Consider the following 18535-nt stretch of genomic DNA (forward strand, 5'->3'; position numbering starts at 1 on the left):
CGAGGGGGCTTACTGCGATTCGTTGTGCACGAGATGTCAAGAGCGGATTTACTTCACCTCTTCAAAGTCGGCATCGGTCACATCTTGAGCATTGCTTCCATTGTCTTGCGATGGGTTGCCTCCATCGGCACCGGCTTGTGGCCCTTCGGGGTTACCGCCGGTTGCACGGTACATTTCTTCGCTCGCTGCATGGAATGCCGTGTTGAGGGCTTCCATAGCCTTGTCGATAGCAGGGAGATCTTCGGCCTTGTGTGCCTTCTTGAGGTCTTCGAGGGCGGCTTCGATCGGAGCTTTCTTGTCGGCGGGGAGTTTATCTCCTAGCTCTTTTAGTTGCTTCTCGGTCGTGAAGATCATCGTATCGGCTTGATTTATCTTTTCGATACGCTCCTTATTCTGACGGTCGGCATCGGCATTGGCCTGAGCATCTGCCTTCATACGGTTGATTTCTTCTTCGCTAAGACCGCTAGAGGCTTCGATACGAATCTTCTGTTCCTTGCCCGTAGCCTTGTCTACTGCCGATACGTTGAGGATACCATTTGCGTCGATGTCGAATGTAACTTCGATCTGAGGTACCCCACGAGGAGCAGGCGTAATGCCATCGAGATTGAAGCGGCCAATGCTCTTGTTGTCCTTAGCCATGGAGCGTTCGCCCTGCAATACGTGGATCTCTACAGAGGGCTGATTGTCTGCGGCTGTGGAGAAAATTTGGCTCTTGCGAGTTGGAATGGTTGTATTGGCTTCGATAAGATGTGTCATTACACCGCCTAGGGTTTCGAGACCCAAAGAGAGGGGAGTAACGTCGAGGAGCAATACATCCTTTACTTCTCCGGTGAGCACACCACCTTGGATGGCAGCACCTACGGCTACTACTTCGTCCGGATTCACTCCCTTGGAAGGAGCCTTACCAAAGATCTTTTGTACCTTTTCTTGGATGGCCGGGATACGAGTAGAACCTCCTACAAGGATTACTTCGTCGATCTGCGAGGGGCTGAGGTTGGCATCTTTGAGCGCCTGCAAGCAGGGAGCTTCACATGCTTGGATCAGCTTGTCGCTGAGCTGCTCGAACTTAGCACGAGAGAGGGTACGAACAAGGTGCTTGGGGATACCATTTACGGGCATTATGTAAGGAAGGTTGATGTCCGTAGAGGTGCTTGACGAAAGTTCTATCTTCGCTTTTTCGGCGGCTTCTTTGAGGCGTTGGAGAGCCATAGGGTCTTGACGTAGGTCGATACCTTCGTCGGCCTTAAACTCCTCTGCGAGCCAGTCGATGATAACGTGGTCGAAGTCGTCTCCACCAAGGTGTGTATCCCCATTGGTAGACTTAACCTCAAATACTCCATCGCCTAGTTCGAGGATAGAAATATCGAACGTACCCCCACCCAAGTCGAAGACGGCAATCTTCATATCCTTGTTGGCTTTGTCGAGGCCGTAAGCAAGCGATGCTGCTGTAGGTTCGTTTACGATACGACGTACTTTGAGCCCGGCAATTTCCCCGGCTTCTTTGGTCGCTTGGCGTTGCGCATCGTTGAAGTAGGCAGGTACGGTGATCACCGCTTCGGTCACTTCTTGCCCGAGATAGTCCTCAGCTGTCTTCTTCATCTTCTGCAAGATCATAGCCGAGATTTCTTGAGGCGTATAGAGGCGGCCGTCGATGTCTACACGAGGCGTATTGTTGTCTCCCTTCACAACTTTGAAGGGGACGCGGTCAATTTCTTTTTGGGCTTGCTCAAAAGTCTCGCCCATAAAGCGCTTGATCGAATAGATTGTTTTGGTAGGGTTGGTGATAGCTTGACGCTTGGCAGGATCGCCCACTTTGCGCTCTCCACCATCTACAAAAGCAACGATAGAGGGAGTGGTGCGCTTGCCTTCGCTGTTGGCAATAACGACGGGTTCGTTCCCTTCGAGTACAGAGACGCACGAATTAGTGGTCCCAAGGTCAATTCCGATAATCTTAGACATAGTATATATCCTTTTCTTTTGTTTTCTCTTTCTTTGGTCGGCTCTCACATTGTGTGAAAGCGCACACCCCCATTCATACAACTACCGTGCCACTCCTTTTTTGCTCCCCTCTATTTCGGTTTATTTTTGGTCTGTTGCGTGTTCGGTTTGCCCTGAGATGGGACAAAATGTCTTCTGATTAGGAAAAGAGGACGGGCGAGTGCTGCTATGCCATCTCGCTATTGGATTTCTGCCCCTCGGGTGAGAGATCGAAATTTCCCTGCCCAAAACGGAAAAGTTTTTAGGGTAGAATATTTTTATTTTTCAGCCTATTATGGGGCGCATTTCTGGGTGATTTCGGAAATTTTTTCACCCGGAGCATCTGTCGAATTCTATCCTATTTCTTTTTTCTTTAACTTTGTAGGGGTAAGTTGATCTCGTTCGTAGAGAATTTTTTGGAGAGCGACATTGTCGGACATCTACCGGGGAACTCCACCCCAAAAAAGATATGGAGCAACGGAATATTCACATAAAAACGGAAGAAAATGAGACGACATTTACTCATTGTTTTCTCGCTGTTGTTGGCCTTGTCTTGGCAGGCCTCGGCGCAGAAAGAAGAACTCAAGTTTAATGTAAACGGAGGCTCTACCCAACTAAAGATGCTCTATCGTCTAGCGAATGTGGGCGATAAAGCAGAGGTTACTCTAGGTAATGGGCAGACGCTGACGCTAGAGCAAAAGAAAGAGGGAAAAGAGCTGGAGACTTGTGTGCTAGAGCTCACTCCTAAGGCGGAAGACTACGATCTGACCATAGAAGCCGACAAACTGGTGACCCTACGCATTACTGCGAGTAAATGTGTGAATGGGGTAAAAAGTTTGCAATCGAAGTCGCTCGTTCGCCTGAATCTGGACGAAACGAAACTAACAGAAACTCCCAAATTGGACTTTTCCAACTGCCCCAATATCGAGGAAATTACCCTTGGCGGAGCAGGTGTTACGGACGTAATTCTTCCTAATAATCCTAAGCTAAAAACCTTTATTGCCAGCCCGGCTTATTTTGGAGACAAGGCTCTACGACGCTTGGATTTGAGTGGGTGCACTCAACTCGAAACACTTGATTTGAAGGGAGTAGCTTTGCCCATTATTGATGTGCGTGCATGTCGTAAAACACTCAAGCATTTGACGATCGAAGGGGCGAATGAAAGAGAATTCCCAGAACGCCTTCTCGGAGGGAAAAGGCTTAAAAAGCTATCCTCAGTCAATATATCCTATTGCTCTATTGGTATGGATGAGTTGCCTGATCTAAATAAAACGCCCCTTGATAACTTCAAAATTGGTGGAATGTATTGGCACTATGTTGGAGCTGGACGTGCCAGTGGGCTATCAGTAAATTTCAAAAACATCAAAAGAGTGAAAGGGATCTCTGCAATTCCTGTGGAAACTAAATTTACTTGGTACCAAAAAGTAAATGACAATTGGGAAGAACTCCCCCTAGACAATACCAAGGTGACAGAGAAGGATGGGGTATTTACATTTGCCCCCTCTATTCTCAGGAATGGTACAGCCCTCGTACGCTGTAAAATTGAAAGTGCTGCTTATCCTGATCTTGCTGGAGATGAGGAGATGGGGCTTTTCACCTACAATATGGTTCTCTCAAATCTTATTATCAAACTTGAACATCCCCAACTCCTTGCCGAGCTAACTGTTACTGAAGAGTCAATTGGCAAAGATGAAAACAACGAAGAGTTGACAGACTTCAACATGATGATGCAGATTAAAGGAACCCTTAATAGCAATATTGGGATTGACTGGGACAATGGAAGCCTAGAAGAACTCACCATAACCTCCACAGAGACGCAGCGGGTGAGTTCTACAGTTGCACTGGGGAGTGTGGTGCGTATCTACGTCTATGGGAGTGGAGCTATTACCCTTCTAGATGCTTCGAATTCTCATCTTGTGGAGGCAAATTTAGGGGTAAGGGCACAGAATCTTAAAACGTTACGTCTAGCCCAGAATAAGATTGAGTCCATTAATCTGGAGAAAGCTTCGAACTCTAGAGAAGTGCTTCTTAACAATAATCTCCTTTCCTCCATTGGATTGGGAGGTACAGAAGCCCACAATCTACATGCTCTAGATTTGAGTAAAAATAAACTTGATGCTTGTGCTATCAATGATTGTTTAATGCTACTGCCTACAGCTCTAACAGAAGAGAATCCTGGCCCCAATAATGTTGTAAAGTTGGCAGGTAATCCCGGCTCTACTACGTACGATAAGGTTCTTCTCCCTGTGGCAAATGGGGATGGAGGTCTTACTTGGAAGACGGACGTAGAGGGCGATGGCACAGGGTGTGCTACCGCCAAAGTGTTCGATCTCTCCAATAGAGAAAATGGTGCAGCCAAGCTCTTCGTCTCGGGTAGTGAAGTGGCATTTGAGACCCCTATTGCCAAGAATAGCCCTCTAGTGGCTGTGCTTACTCCCAAGCAAGGATACAAGGTGGCGAGTCTCCGTTTTAATGGAAAAGAGGAGAGTGCAAGTAGTAGCAATCCGAATGAGTTCTCCCTCAAACTTGAGCATAATAGTCGCCTCTTCTACACCTTCGCAGAGGATACGGCTCTTGATGAAGTTTTTGCGAACCCCTTCTCAGTGGCTCGTGTAGCGGAAGGGTATCAATTGGGCAATTTACCTACGGGTGCTACCTACTCGCTCTACTCGGTAGAGGGAGCTTTGTTGGCACAGGGTACTATCACCAATGGTACACTTATACTCTCACTTGATAGAGGCAACTACCTTCTCTCAATCAATGGCTCTACGCTAAAGCTTGCCTTCTAGTCCGGCAACGGATTTTGACAAATAGGGTAGTACTTTGTTTTACAGCCTACAGTATCCACCTCACTTCTCTCTAAGAAGTGGGGTGGTTTTATTTGAGTAAATGGGGGCGATCTCCCCTATAATCTATACCTTTGCAGAGGTACGATAGCAACATCAATATAAGTAACTAAATAGAGAGTATTTATGTCTCCCATTGTATCCCCTTCGCTACTGAGTGCAGACTTCTTGCACCTTGAGGAATCCGTGAAGATGATTAACCAAAGTAATGCCGATTGGCTGCATATAGACGTGATGGATGGGGTCTTTGTTCCTAATCTTTCGTTTGGTTTTCCTATCCTTGAGGCTATTAGCCCGATATGCCGGAAGCCGCTAGATGTCCACCTTATGATTGTGGATCCCTTGAAGTTCATCGAGCCGCTTGCCAAGGTGGGGACGCATATCATGAATATTCACTACGAGGTGAGTCCGCACCTTCATCGCTCGCTCACGGCCATTCGTGCCGCAGGGATGAAGTCGGGGGTTACCCTCAATCCCCATACTCCTGTAGAGGTACTAGAGGATGTGCTTGAGGAGTGCGACCTAGTACTCCTTATGAGTGTCAATCCCGGTTTTGGAGGGCAAAAATTCATCCATCGCACGTTGGAGAAGACACGCCGCCTACGTCGCATGATCGACGAGAGGGGGCTCGAGACCATCCTTGAGGTGGATGGGGGAGTAAACGCTACCACGGCACCGCTCCTTGTGGAGGCAGGGGCTGATGCACTCGTTGCCGGGAGTTATGTTTTCGGTCATGCCCATCCCTTCGAAGCGATAGATGGACTAAAAGCCCTATGCCGCTGAGGAACGAAATCCTCCAACGGATTATTTTTAGGCGACATCCTGCCCTATTGCAAGCGGTTTTCCTTGTGATAGGGCTTTTGTGTGGCTATCGTTATCCCACATTCTATTCCCCTGTCTTCATTCTCTTAGGGGCTATCTCTCTTTTCCTTCTAACCTATCTCTCCTCTCTCGCCTTTCGGAGGGTTACACCTCTACTAAGGCATATTGCGCTAGGATGCACTACGTTCGCTTTGGGTTTTATCCTTGCTCAAGTCGATTATAGTCAATTGGATAGAACTCCAACACCTAGGAAAAATGTTTGTACTATTGCTCACGGCACACCCCGACGAACTGACCGAGGCTATTGGCGTGTAGGGGTCACTCCTCTCCATGAGGGGGCGGAGAGGAATTTACTCGTCTATCTCCCTCCCTCGGAGGCAGCACCTATCGTCTCTTACGGGGATACTCTCTATCTCTATCCTACAGAGGGGCACATCTTGTCGTCTACTCCCCTCAGAGCCATCGAAAACCTATCGTACCGACATTATCTCGTGGCGCGTGGTGCCTATGCTACCCTCTATCCACGTAGCTATCAAGTGGTACCACGCTCTCGGCACACCGGCCTAAGGGAGTGGGCAGAAGACCTACGTATAACCCTTGTGCGAACCTTTGAGCAGCTCCATCTCTCGCCCGAGGAGGCAGATTTGATACGCACTATTAGCCTGGGGATGCGAGATGGGTCGAGTGGGGTAGATGCCTCTTTTCGTCACGCCGGAGCCGCTCATTTGCTTTCGGTAAGTGGCTTCCATTTGGTGGTGGTCGTAGGGTTGTTTGCTCTCCTTATCCCGCCCACTCGCCATCGGAGGGGGCGAATTGCTCGTGGGCTCTTCCTCATTGTGATGGCATGGCTTTTTGCTTTTCTTACGGGGCTCTCAGCCCCCACGGTGCGAGCAGCCACTATGTACACGCTCTATAGTGTGGGCGTTTTGCTTCTCCTCCCTCAAAACAAACTCAATACATTAGCCCTTAGTGCCATCGTTTTATTGCTCTATCATCCGGGGTATATTTTTGATGTTGGCTTTCAGCTCAGTTACGCAGCACTCCTCTCCATTCTACTCTATGAGCCATTTTTTGCACTCTATGCTCAGCGTCTTTCACATCCATTAGCTCGCTATATTTACCTCTCTTTGTCGGTTTGCCTTTCGGCTCAAATACTCACGCTCCCCCTTGTCCTCTATCACTTTGGTAGCTCCTCTGCGCTTTTCCTTTGGAGCAATCTTCCTCTCATGTTGCTAGCAACTTTGCTTATCCCACTGGCTCTGTTGTACGCCATTCTGGCGAGTTTGGGAGTTGCCTTTCCGCTCCTTTCTCAGGGGGTTGAGGCACTTACGCATGGGCTCTATCAGGCAGCTTCGCTTTTCGACTCGGTGGAGGGTGGAGTATTCTCTCTGCGCCTTAGTGGAGCCGAAGCCCTCGGGCTTACAGCCTTTTTGCTGGGGATGTACGGCATCCTTACCTACATTGTGGCTCGCTATAAGAGTGTGCGCCTAGCGGCAGGATACACCGGTACGGATCCTTTTGAGGAGGCAAAAAAGAAAGCAAAAAGCTCCATGAATGGATAAAAATAGGCTACTTCTGAATATAGTTGTAAGTCTTTTATTTCCAGTAGTATAGCTTCTATACTGGTCGCCCTTTCTTTGCCTTAAATGAATATTTAGTCTGCTTATTTGTAAAACAAATAGGTGCTGTAAATAATTTACATAGCACATTTTGATAGTGCTATTGTTGTAATTCTATACTTTTGGTAGCAGGATGGTTGAGCGCTAGTTCAAGTGACTTTATCTCACCTCCGTAGCTGATAAGTAATAACATTATAATAGAGTAGCACTATGCAGATCAGTAAAAACGCACAACATTACATCGATCTAGAGCACCGGTTTGGGGCGCATAATTACCATCCTCTAGAGGTGGTATTGTCACGTGGTGAAGGCCCATTTGTTTGGGACGTAGATGGTAAAAAGTACTTTGATTTTCTCTCATCGTACAGTGCCGTTAATCAGGGGCATTGTCACCCTAAGATAGTAAAGGCACTTACTGATCAAGCGGCAAAAATATGCCTTACTTCGCGTGCTTTCTACAACGATTGCCTCGGGGAATACGAGGAGTTTATGCACCATTATTTTGGTTATGACAAGGTTCTGCCCATGAATACGGGGGCAGAGGCCGTAGAGACCGCCCTCAAGTTAGCACGCCGCTGGGGTTATCGGGTAAAGGGAGTACCCGAAGACGAATCTATTGTAGTGGTTTGTAATGGCAACTTCCACGGACGCACCATTAGTATTATATCTATGAGTAGCGACCCCTCCAGCTATACCGACTATGGCCCTTTTACGCCCGGGTTTGCTAAGATAGAGTACAATAATATAGAGCAACTGAGGGAGGTTTTGGAGTGCGAGGGGCACCGTGTTGCCGCTTTCTTGCTCGAGCCGATACAGGGCGAGGCTGGTGTAATGGTGCCGGATGAGGGTTATCTGAAGGCTTGTTACGACCTCTGCCACAAGCATCGTGTACTCTTTGTGGCCGATGAAGTGCAGACGGGAATTGCCCGTACGGGTCGCCTCTTGGCTTGTGATCATGAGGGCGTACGTCCCGATATTCTCGTCTTGGGGAAAGCCATCTCGGGGGGTGTATTGCCCGTGAGTGCTGTGCTTGCCGATGATGAGGTAATGCTTACGATTGGCCCGGGTGAGCACGGTTCTACCTTTGGCGGTTTCCCCCTAGCTTGTAAGGTCGCTATAGCGGCTCTCGAGGTGGTAAGAGACGAGCATCTTGCAGAGCATGCCGAGGAGTTGGGGCAGCTTTTCCGTTCAGAACTTGCCAAGATCGATAGTCCGTTTATCGAATTGATTCGAGGGAAGGGATTGCTCAATGCCATCGTGATTAAACCTCGAAATGGGATAGAAGCATGGAATGTATGCGAGCAATTTGCCCAAAATGGACTCCTTGCCAAGCCTACCCATCGTCATATCATCCGTTTGGCTCCGCCGCTCCCCATTACTCGAGAGCAGCTCATGGAGGCCGTTGCCATTATCCGTCGTTCTCTCGAAGAGCTTGCCTAGAGAGAAGCCTGAAGAAATAGATAATCCTCCAACGAAAATAGGACTATGGAGAGACGGCAAGCAACGAACAAAGTACTGATGGTGCGCCCTGCGTCTTTTGGGTTTAATAGCGAGACTGCGGCAAATAATTACTTCCAAAAGGCTGAGGCTCAGAGTAATGACACCGCCGTGCGTGCCCGACGCGAATTTGATGACTATGTGGATCTTTTGCGGCGCAATGGGGTGGATGTGTGGGTAATACAGGATACGCCCCAACCCTATACCCCCGATTCAATTTTTCCCAATAATTGGTTTAGTACCCATATCACGGGCGAGCTTATTCTCTATCCCATGTTTGCTCCCAACAGACAAAAGGAGAGAAAATTATCCGCTCTTGCTACGGTGGGGATGCTGGAGGGGGTGACCAAGATTGTGAATCTCTCTGGTTTCGAAAAGGAACACCTCTATCTCGAGGGTACCGGGAGCATGTGTCTCGACCGCGTTCATAAGAAGGTTTACTACTGCGCCAGTGAGCGATCAAGTGAAAAGGTGGTAGAGGAGTATTGCAGCGAATTGGACTATACAAGTCTTTTCTTTCACTCCTACGATAGCCAAGGGCAGCCCATCTATCATACCAATGTTATGATGACGATTGCCACGGAGTACGCTGTGGTTTGTCTCGAAAGTATTCGAGACGGAGAGGAGCGGCAGCGTGTGGTGGAGAGCTTGGAGGCGAGTGGGCACGAGATTGTGCCCATTACGCTGGAGCAAGTGTACCACTTTGCCGGCAATATGCTGGAGGTGCTCGACGATAAAGGGAAGTCCCTACTGCTGATGTCTGCTGCTGCCAAAGCCTCCCTCACTCCCGATCAACTACGCACATTACAACGCTATAGCCGCATCTTAGCGCCCGACCTCACCACTATAGAAACAATAGGAGGGGGGAGTGCTCGCTGCATGGTAGCCGAAATATTCATCTAGTAAAATCCCAAGAATACATATGAACAACTCTGTATATCTCTTCGAGAAACCCAAAAACGAACCCGTATATAGTTATGCCCCCGGTACGCCTGAGCGAGAAGCCCTCAAAGCCGCATTGGATCGCCAAGCCGCCCAAGAGGTGGAGATCCCGATAATCATAGGAGGGAAAGAGTATTGCACGGGAGATATTGGCAACGTGGTGATGCCCCACGATCACAAGCACCGCCTTGGTACTTATCATAAGGCAGCGGAGAAAGAGGTGCAGCTCGCCATCGATACCGCCCTCAAGGCACGGCACGACTGGAGTCGCCTGCCATGGACGGAGAGAGCCTCCATTATGATGCGTATTGCACGCCTTATCGCCACAAAGTATCGTTACGAACTTAATGCCTCCCTCATGCTGGGGCAAAGCAAAAACCCGATGCAGGCGGAGATCGATGCCCCCTGTGAGCTTATCGACTTCCTTACCTTTAGTGCCTACTATGCAGGGCAAATCTATAGTGAGCAGCCTCTGAGCGATGCTACTATGCTTAACCGGATGGAGTATAGAGGGTTGGAGGGGTTTGTCTTTGCCGTAACGCCATTCAACTTCACAAGTATTGCCTCTAATCTCAACCTCGCTCCTGCTATGATGGGGAATACAACGGTGTGGAAGCCCTCTTCTACATCGCTCTATAGCAATTACCTTCTCATGAAGATCTTTAAGGAAGCCGGGTTACCCGATGGGGTTGTGAACTTTGTTCCCGGCCAAGGGAGCACCATTGGTAAGGTGGTAACTGCGAGTGAATCGCTTGCCGGATTCCACTTCACAGGCTCTACGGCTACATTCAATTCTATTTGGAAGAGCATTGCCTCGGGCATAGATCGCTACCGCACCTATCCGCGTATTGTGGGTGAGACCGGAGGAAAAAACTTTGTTATGGTACACCCTTCTGCCGACGCTCAAGAGGTGGCTGTGGCTCTATTGCGTGGAGCTTTTGAGTACCAAGGGCAGAAGTGCTCAGCAGCAAGTAGGGCCTATATCCCTCGGAGCATGTGGGAGGATGTGAAGAGTCGCCTCGGCGATATGCTTGCGACGGTAAAAATGGGTGATGTGCGCGAGTTTGACAACTTTGTCAATGCGGTGATTGACGAAGCCTCTTTCGATAACCTAGCTGCCTATATCCATAGAGCAAAGCAGAGCAACGATGCAGAGATCGTGTTCGGAGGAGCGTGTGATAAGAGTGTGGGTTACTATGTGCAACCCACTGTAATACTCGCCAAAACGCCCAATTACGAAACTATGTGCGACGAGCTTTTTGGCCCTGTTCTTACCATCTATGTTTATCCAGATGGCGAGTATGCTGAGACGTTGCAGCTGGTAGATCGCACGGCTAAGTATGGCCTTACAGGCTCTATCTTCTCCTACGATCGGTACGCCACGGAGCTAGCACTACAAACATTGGAGCATGCTGCCGGCAACTTCTACATCAATGACAAACCTACCGGTGCCGTTGTTGGGCAGCAGCCTTTCGGCGGATCGAGAGCATCGGGAACCAACGACAAGGCCGGAGGCCCGATCAATCTTCTAAAGTGGTGCAGCCCTCGTTGCATCAAAGAGACCTATACTCCGCCCACGGACTATACCTATCCTTTCCTTAAGTAGAGGATACCTTCTCTGTACAATAAGAGAGCTTGACATTCGCCGTTATTTAGCTCTCTAAACCTTTGAGAAAGGGAGAGAAGCGAACTAAAGTGTTTCCTCTTTTGGGGAGGGCTTGGGTCGCTTTTTTATACCGAGATGCGTGTAAAAAAGAATGCTCCCAACCGATGGATTGGGAGCATCTTTGTATGGAGAGGATGGCTAGAGAGGGGGCGATACCTCGATAGTCTTTCTCTTAGAATGTATAGCCGATAGTAGTGAAGGCACTTCTGTGGTAGAGCTTGACTGTTTCGTTGTTGCTCTGGTTGAGGATGCTATGGTCGAAGGTAAACGAGAGGTTGTAGTGATTGCCAAACTCAAAGTCCCAAGAAACACGCGTCCCGAGGTCAAAACGCTTAAGAGCGGGGAGTACTTTGCCATTATTGAATCCATCAAAAGAGATACCTCCCGAAGGAAGACTCTTATCTCCATTGAATAGATCTGTCTCGTAGACTTCTACATTTCCCCCTTCTTTGCTTACTTTCATGATGGCTGAGCCGGCGATAGCGTAACCGGCATAGAAACCACAACTGAATCGGAGCCTAAAATCATTGCTGCCCAAGCCGGTGCCCAAAAGGAGGTTCCCGGAAAGCGTGTGTATAGGGGTACGTACCATTGTTACTCCCACACCGGGAGTTTGAAACACAAAGCGCATACCGCGTTGGTTGTAGCTAAGACCAGGAGTGAGGAATAAGGCTACATCATTGATCGGGATGCGAACATTGATGCCCACCGTGGGGCTTAGGAGGTTGCTTTCTGACTCTACCCTGAGACCCTGGGTGAGGAGTTTTACATTAGAAGTGCCTAGACCTGCATACAAGTGTACACGTGTAGGGCGATTTCTTCGGCTCTTAGTAGAGAAGTGTCTTTCGTTGTGTGTGACAGAGTGTTTTTTTTCGTTCTGAACATGTTTTTGTCCAAAAGCCGGAGCGATGCCCATCGCGAGGATAACGGCTGTAAGGAGAATTTGTTTCATCGTACAACTATTTTATCATTTAGTTTCTGATTGGGAACTAAAGCCTCTTCCTCGTTCCGGAGAGAAAGCTCTTCATTCCTTTCTTTGCAGAGCAAAGATACTATATTTTTAGTGTTTAGGCAACTAATATGTGATTTTTTTTTAAAGTGTCGGACAGACCCTCTATGCCTTTCTTCTGCGAGAAAGGGGGAGAGACGGAGCGTATTTCTCCGAGTCCTACTCCCAAAACAAGAAGATACGCCAAAGTAAAAACTCTGACGTATCTTCTTAATTGCATGGTAAGAGCCGTTGCCCTCGCAAACAGCCTCTGCTGGTTGTAGTCTCGTCCTTCTAGATCTTAGTGGAAGATTACTTTGTAGCTCTTATTGCCTATGGCTACGAAGTAAGTGCCTGCAGGATATCCTTCTGTGGGGATATTGACTTCGTTAGATCTGAGGGAGTTGTATCTCTGTAGCATCTCTCCACTCGTATTGAAGAGGTATACATGGGTGTTTGCATTAAGCCCCTGTATCTGTACTCCTGTAGCTGTTTGGGAGATTTTTACTCCATTCTCATCAATAGGAGAGCAGATCCCTGTAGGGGTAGATCCTGCATATTCTACGGCATTGGTCATAAAGCCTTGGGGATCTGCTGTTCCATTGACATCATATGGTGTCCATCCCTTTTTCTTTAGCTCTGCAACTTGTAGGGTATTGCAGACGTTGCTCGTAGGAGAGGGAGTGTTTACGATATAGCAGTGCCCCCAGAGGTCTGCCTTTTCTTCTTCTCCGTCTTCGTTGAACTCCTTGCATTGAGGAATCTTGGATACGATCTTACCCATTGCTTCTTCCGATATGTTATTGTCGGAGAGCGTGATTAGGTGAAGATTGGGGAGCATGGATAGATCTAGATCAGAGATATTGTTGATGTGCATGGTCAGCTCTTTGAGTTCCTTATTCTTGCTAACATCAACAGTCTTGAGGTTATTTTGCTCCAGTTCTAGTATTTCTAGATTGGGGAGTATGCTGACATCTATCGTTGTAAGTTCGTTGTCGAAGAGGCTCAGATTGGTGAGTTTAGGGGTCTTACTGAGGTCTATGTTCTTCAGATAATTACCACCAAGAGAGAGGAGTTGTAGATTGGGAGAGAGAGAGAGGTCTATGTTTTGATGCTGAGTCATGCATAGGTAGAGGCCTGTGAGAGCCGGTACCTTGCTGAGATCTATCTGAGAGACCTTGGTAAAGGAGCAGTCTAGATCAAACATCTTGGGGCATTCAGCTAGCTTAACACTCTCTAGTTGCTTGTTGAAAGAGGCTACCAGTACGAGTAGATTTTTAAAGCTGGAGAGGTCTAAGGTCTTGAGAGGAGTGTATTGTATGGATAGTACCTCGCAGCAGTCATTCTTTTCGAGAGGAGGGATTATCTTCTCTAGATCCATACATTCGTACAATTTGAAGTACCGTAAAGCAGTGCATTGAGATAGATCTACAGATTTAGGAGAAGTATGGGTCTCTGAGTTGATAAACCGTAGAGCTTCGATCTTTCCATAGATGTGTAGCGTCTGGACGCCCTCCACTAGTTCGAAAATTTCTGTCTTAGGTCCATCGTAGAAGACATCTGTGTAGTCTTCCGGACGTTCGGTATTTCTTCCGATACGTTCTTTTATTTGGCACTCACCATCCTCGTTGAGGTCGATCCAGGCATCATTGTCGGGAGAGAAAAGCCCTGCGTAGAGTACCTTGTCTTTGGTTTGGGAGAGTTGTATCGTGACGTATTCGCCTGTTGTAGGGGCGTCAGATATTTGCGCTTTCAGAGCTGTGCTTGTCATAGACAAGAGTAGCGCCGCAGCGAGTGTAACGTGAGTAGTAAATCGTTTCATAATGATTTAGTTATAGATTGATGGTTGTAAGATTTCGGAGGATTGTTAGCGAGTAGGGGGGAATAAAAACATCTGGTAGACATACTTATCTTGTCCGAGGCGAACTAAGGAAATCCGGCAGAGTGCTCCCTCTTTATTATTGACTGTTAGGATGGCGTCTCCTGATACCTTGTAGTTCTGATCGAAGCCATTTGCCTTGAGGTAGTCCTGTAGGGCCTTAGATCGTAAGTCTCGCTCACTCGACACACAGAGCAACTCCGTGATAATGAAGCCGAGGGACCCAACTTTTGTAGGTGCGATGTAGAAGACAAACTCTAGATTGGTCTCTTGTACCTTACTTTCTGTTGTGCGGTAGAAGAGGTGTGTAGGGAGTGGAGACTCTCCGGAGCGGAAGGTGCGTAGCCCAAGTCCTTCTTCAAAGGCATTGATCTGGGAGGGATCTTTCGTCGCTAATTTCTCTAGTGAGGGGAAATCTTGGACATTGGGTAGGATAGCATGCTTTGTGTCTATGATTGTATTCTCCGGTTGTCTCTTAGCGAACTCTATGAACATGGTGGTACCCAGCTTCTCATTCGGCATATCCATTAGGGCGACCGTAATGTTGGGATTGGAGTCGTGAATAGCACGTAGCCCCATGAATTCATCGCCTAGATAGTTGCTTACCTTCGCTTTCTCTATGTGAGAGAAGCCTAGTTGGTTTAGCATTGCTCGGGTACGCTCACAGTCTGCTACTGATTCTTTGCCATAGGCGAGGATGAGGTCGGCATCGCCATCTACAGGAATGCCATAGACAACAGCAGGGATGGTCGTTAGTCCCTTGCCTAAGAAGCCGGATGGGCGATAGTCTACTTCTTGCTGCGTGCGTCCCAGTTTTGCCTCATAGGCTATTACCTCTTGATCTTCGATCTGCTCACTATCGTTGCGTGGTATGGCAAACTTGAGCATCGGCATCTCTTGGACTACTTGGATAGGAGCTTCCTCCACTTGTACGGGAACAAGAGCCGTTGTATCTCCTACTTGAACCCGTATGGTGGTCTCTCCGACGGCGACCCCGGTCACGAGCCCTTGCTCACTGACAGTTGCTATGGCTGGGGACTGGCTCTGGAAGACGGGCTTCAACTGGCTCTCTTGTGGAGAGATTTGCACGGATAGTTGCTGAGTCTCTCCGACATGTAGAGAAACTTTGGTGGGAGATACCGTGATGGTGGTTTTTTGTTGAGGTTTAGGAGTGGACCTGTCGCAGGCTGTCCACAGGGTCATCGTAAGCGCGATGAGCAGTAGTAGGGTAGATTGTTTTGCTTTCATATGGCTTGTATTTGTGAGAAAAATTATTTTTCTGCCCTAAGGTACTACTTTATTTTGATTTGTCAAGCTTTTTGTGCAGATTCTAGTATCAAGTGTAATGATATGGCAAAAGTATTAACGAGAGGCCTGTCTACATTGACCGCAAAGAGCTTTTTGGAAATTCGAGAAGGCCCCTACTATTGGAGCTCATCAACGAGAATATTTTTATTCCGGTCGAGAGAAAGATGGACTGTACTATTAACAAAAAAGTAGCACACCCTAGGGTGTGCTACCATTGTTGAGGAGGATACTACAGCAGTTATTTACACTTTATTCTATCATAGAGGCTTTTCCTCTCTGATTATACGCTGCTATGGCATACCTCATTGTACGAAAGTGCTTTCGCGCGAATAGCTACCTATTGTACGAGTACAGGACGCGATACGCTATTGCCATCTTTGTCTGTAATGCGAGCCATGTAGGTGCCTGCGGGCAATTGACTTACAGCGATTGATGTTGTACCGCTTATAGCTTTGGAGACAGCTACACGCGCACCATCAAGAGTGAAGAGCTCTATCGTGCTACCTTCGCGAGTTTGTACTGTAATAAATTCCTTTGCAGGATTGGGATAGAGGACAGTCTCTACATTGAGTGTAGGTGTATCTACAGCGGTCGATCCATCCATTGTTACCCTTAGTTGGTCTACTTGGATAGCACTAACCCCATTGACTACGGGTACGAGGGAGAGGAGGATTGTCTTACCCTTATATGCAGAGAGATCTGCTGAGATTAGAGTCCAGCCACTGCCTTCTGCCGACTGTGGTGCCAAAAGTTCTACAGCGGTTCCATTAAGCTCTGCAACCATAACCTTGAGCTTATCCGGATTATTGGCCCTGAAGAGCGTCGTGATATAGCAAGAGAATGTAGGAGCCTTAGCATCTGCAGGGATGACGAGCGGTGCAGAAAGGAGTTCGTTCTTCGCATTAATATTATCTCCGGAGAAGTTACCATTGTTGAACTTCGTAGGATAGAATTTACCGAAAGAGATCAGGCAGTCTTCGCTATTCTCTGCACCTACTTTGGTATTAGGATCTTTGAAAGAAAGTCCAAGACGAGCCATGAGGCCTTTACCCATGTACGAATCAAATCCGAGTCCATCTCCATCCAGGTCTAACGATCTCCATCCCTTGTCGAGCTTATCTTTGGTATCCATAGGACAGGAGAAGGGGAAAGTCGAGATAGGAGCAGAGACTGTAACTGTGATAGATTCCTTTGCATCACCATTCTTATTGGTTACTGTAGCAGAAATCTCATAGGAGCCTAGCGTCTCGGCTGTTACCTTATACTCTGTGTCGCTCACCTTCGTTAGTTTGATTCCTGCAGGAGCCTCCCACTTTACCGAAGTAATAGGAGCCACTGTATTATAAGCAAGCTTCATGGTGTGTGTCTCACCTTGATAGAGATCGGTTACCCCCGAGATGCTAAGTGCTTCGGGCTTATCTTTCTCTGTCATAAAGAGAGCGAGTAGTTTCTTAAATTCCTTGAAATCCGGATCATTCGTTTGAACTTCACCACGACACTCTACCCATTTGTTGCCTGGCCCTATGAGTACGAGCGTCGGGAATCCCTCAACAGGTATACCCAAAGCCGAAGCCATCTGGGGATCTGCAAATATGGGATAAGGCACGGGGTTTCCATTGCTATCTTTGGTCCAGTCTCCCTGTGTAGCACCACCCTTACCCTTGATTTTTTCAACGGTAGAGCGAGAGTCTCCTCCGACCCAAAAGACCTCTATCTGATTTGTTCCCTTAGGACCAAATTTCTTGTAGAGTTTCTCCATGGCTCCACTCTGGTGTAGTCCCCAGCAAGGACCGCACCATACGGCAGAGATGTCAATCATGATGGCTTTGCCCGATTTGAGGATAGCATCAATGTTGTGATCTTTACCATTAATGTCTTTAGCAACATACTCTGAGCTTTTTAAGGGTTTGGGTTCCCCTGCGCGAAGTTGTGTCGCACTACGAAGCTGTACATTAGACGTTAAGAAAGATTGCTGTGCCACAACATCAGTCGTAGCCACTAGCGTGCCGGTAAGCATAGTAATGCCTACGGCCAACTGAGTAATAACTTTTTTCATACGAAACAGAATTAGTGTTTGTTATTTGAACTTTATTACATATGTCTCTTGCATTATTTCAGAGAGCTTTCTTGAGCACTTCATAGACTTCTCCTGTCTTATGGTCGTAGAGAATTGCCACCACAGCACAGTGCTCTAGCTGTATGACATCTCGATCTATGGTGCCGGTATGGTTGTACGTCTTTCCTAAATCATAAGGCTCTCCATCAATCCCATTAAGTGCTTGACGGAATATGTGGTTATGTTCGTACTCCTTATCTAAGCCCTTCTTTAGATGCTGCGGTGCCACAATATGATCTTCTACGAGCCATAGTTGTATATAAAGTTGGTGCTCTTTGAGCGATGCGGAGAGCTCCTCCGATAGGTCTAGAGCGGATGCGCTGCACTGCACCGAGATCTTGCGATCTTGTTTTGAGACTTGGAGCTCAAGCTTGTAGAGTTGGGGTAGCTCACGTATAGCTTGCATTTCTGCTGCCCATTTCGTCGCCATAGGGCTGAAGGTCTTCCCCCCATTACTTGCCAATGGCCTCCGATTGAAGGTGGCTATGGGTAGTGAGCCTCCGGCTTGTAGTCGCTCTAGATAAGTTGCAGCATCGGCATGATACAGACCTTTTGGATCTTCTTTGGGGCGTGTCCCTATTTGTGTGTTGCTACCATGTAGAGCCACGATAACAACCTTATCACCATGGGCTGAGGCTGCTTCGGCTATCGCTTTTGCCGCTGTGGGACAATTGACACAGCCAACGCCACTATAATCCTCAATAAGGACGGAGCGACCCTTGGAGAGTTCAACCTCATTGGGGATCAGTCTATCTTTTTCCGGCATAGGCCTGCACGCCACAACCAGCGCCGTAAGGAGTGTAGCTAGTGTGAGGGAAAATGTATGGAGTTTCATCTTATAATCTTGGCAAATATTGAATGATCAAAAGAGCTTT

At 47.8% G+C, this 18535-nt stretch carries 12 protein-coding genes; 6 read left to right on the plus strand and 6 right to left on the minus strand.

The window, feature by feature from the left end; genetic code table 11:
* Positions 1-48: 48 nt before the first annotated feature.
* Positions 49-1959, minus strand: coding sequence for a molecular chaperone DnaK (gene dnaK, locus POREN0001_RS00825; RefSeq protein WP_004332098.1), 1911 nt, complete (start codon positions 1957-1959; stop codon positions 49-51).
* A gap of 524 nt (positions 1960-2483) precedes the next feature.
* Here dnaK and POREN0001_RS00835 point away from each other — a divergent pair.
* The 6 genes from POREN0001_RS00835 to pruA all read left to right on the plus strand — a co-directional run bounded on the left by POREN0001_RS00835 (position 2484) and on the right by pruA (position 11309).
* Positions 2484-4766: a leucine-rich repeat domain-containing protein gene (locus POREN0001_RS00835; protein WP_040579912.1), complete on the plus strand. Its 2283-nt coding sequence runs from the start codon at positions 2484-2486 to the stop codon at positions 4764-4766.
* Between the two features lie 183 nt (positions 4767-4949).
* Positions 4950-5606, plus strand: a complete 657-nt coding sequence (gene rpe, locus POREN0001_RS00840) for a ribulose-phosphate 3-epimerase (RefSeq protein ID WP_004332244.1) — start codon at positions 4950-4952, stop codon at positions 5604-5606.
* On the plus strand, positions 5597-7207 hold the full coding sequence (locus POREN0001_RS08935) for a ComEC/Rec2 family competence protein (RefSeq protein WP_004332275.1): 1611 nt from the start codon (positions 5597-5599) through the stop codon (positions 7205-7207). The genes rpe and POREN0001_RS08935 overlap by 10 nt, the downstream gene beginning before the upstream one ends.
* A gap of 267 nt (positions 7208-7474) precedes the next feature.
* Positions 7475-8704: an ornithine--oxo-acid transaminase gene (gene rocD, locus POREN0001_RS00850; RefSeq protein ID WP_004332163.1), complete on the plus strand. Its 1230-nt coding sequence runs from the start codon at positions 7475-7477 to the stop codon at positions 8702-8704.
* A 45-nt stretch (positions 8705-8749) separates the two neighbouring features.
* Positions 8750-9664 (plus strand): citrulline utilization hydrolase CtlX, encoded by a 915-nt coding sequence (gene ctlX, locus POREN0001_RS00855; RefSeq protein WP_004332227.1) that lies wholly within the window; start codon positions 8750-8752, stop codon positions 9662-9664.
* Between the two features lie 19 nt (positions 9665-9683).
* Positions 9684-11309, plus strand: a complete 1626-nt coding sequence (pruA, locus tag POREN0001_RS00860) for an L-glutamate gamma-semialdehyde dehydrogenase (RefSeq protein WP_004332030.1) — start codon at positions 9684-9686, stop codon at positions 11307-11309.
* A 232-nt stretch (positions 11310-11541) separates the two neighbouring features.
* Here pruA and POREN0001_RS00865 read toward each other — a convergent pair whose 3' ends face one another.
* From POREN0001_RS00865 to POREN0001_RS00885, 5 genes are all read right to left on the minus strand, one after another.
* Positions 11542-12321, minus strand: coding sequence for an outer membrane beta-barrel protein (locus POREN0001_RS00865; protein WP_004332067.1), 780 nt, complete (start codon positions 12319-12321; stop codon positions 11542-11544).
* A 337-nt stretch (positions 12322-12658) separates the two neighbouring features.
* On the minus strand, positions 12659-14179 hold the full coding sequence (locus POREN0001_RS00870) for a leucine-rich repeat domain-containing protein (protein ID WP_004332185.1): 1521 nt from the start codon (positions 14177-14179) through the stop codon (positions 12659-12661).
* 45 nt (positions 14180-14224) lie between these two features.
* On the minus strand, positions 14225-15484 hold the full coding sequence (locus POREN0001_RS00875; protein ID WP_004332250.1) for an Ig-like domain-containing protein: 1260 nt from the start codon (positions 15482-15484) through the stop codon (positions 14225-14227).
* Positions 15485-15881: 397 nt separating this feature from the next.
* A complete protein-coding gene (locus POREN0001_RS00880) occupies positions 15882-17600 on the minus strand; it encodes a T9SS type A sorting domain-containing protein (RefSeq protein ID WP_004332207.1) in 1719 nt (572 codons plus the stop codon).
* A 58-nt stretch (positions 17601-17658) separates the two neighbouring features.
* Positions 17659-18495: an Omp28 family outer membrane lipoprotein gene (locus POREN0001_RS00885; protein WP_040579915.1), complete on the minus strand. Its 837-nt coding sequence runs from the start codon at positions 18493-18495 to the stop codon at positions 17659-17661.
* Positions 18496-18535: the final 40 nt, after the last annotated feature.

Source organism: Porphyromonas endodontalis ATCC 35406, assembly GCF_000174815.1.
Lineage (GTDB): Bacteria > Bacteroidota > Bacteroidia > Bacteroidales > Porphyromonadaceae > Porphyromonas > Porphyromonas endodontalis.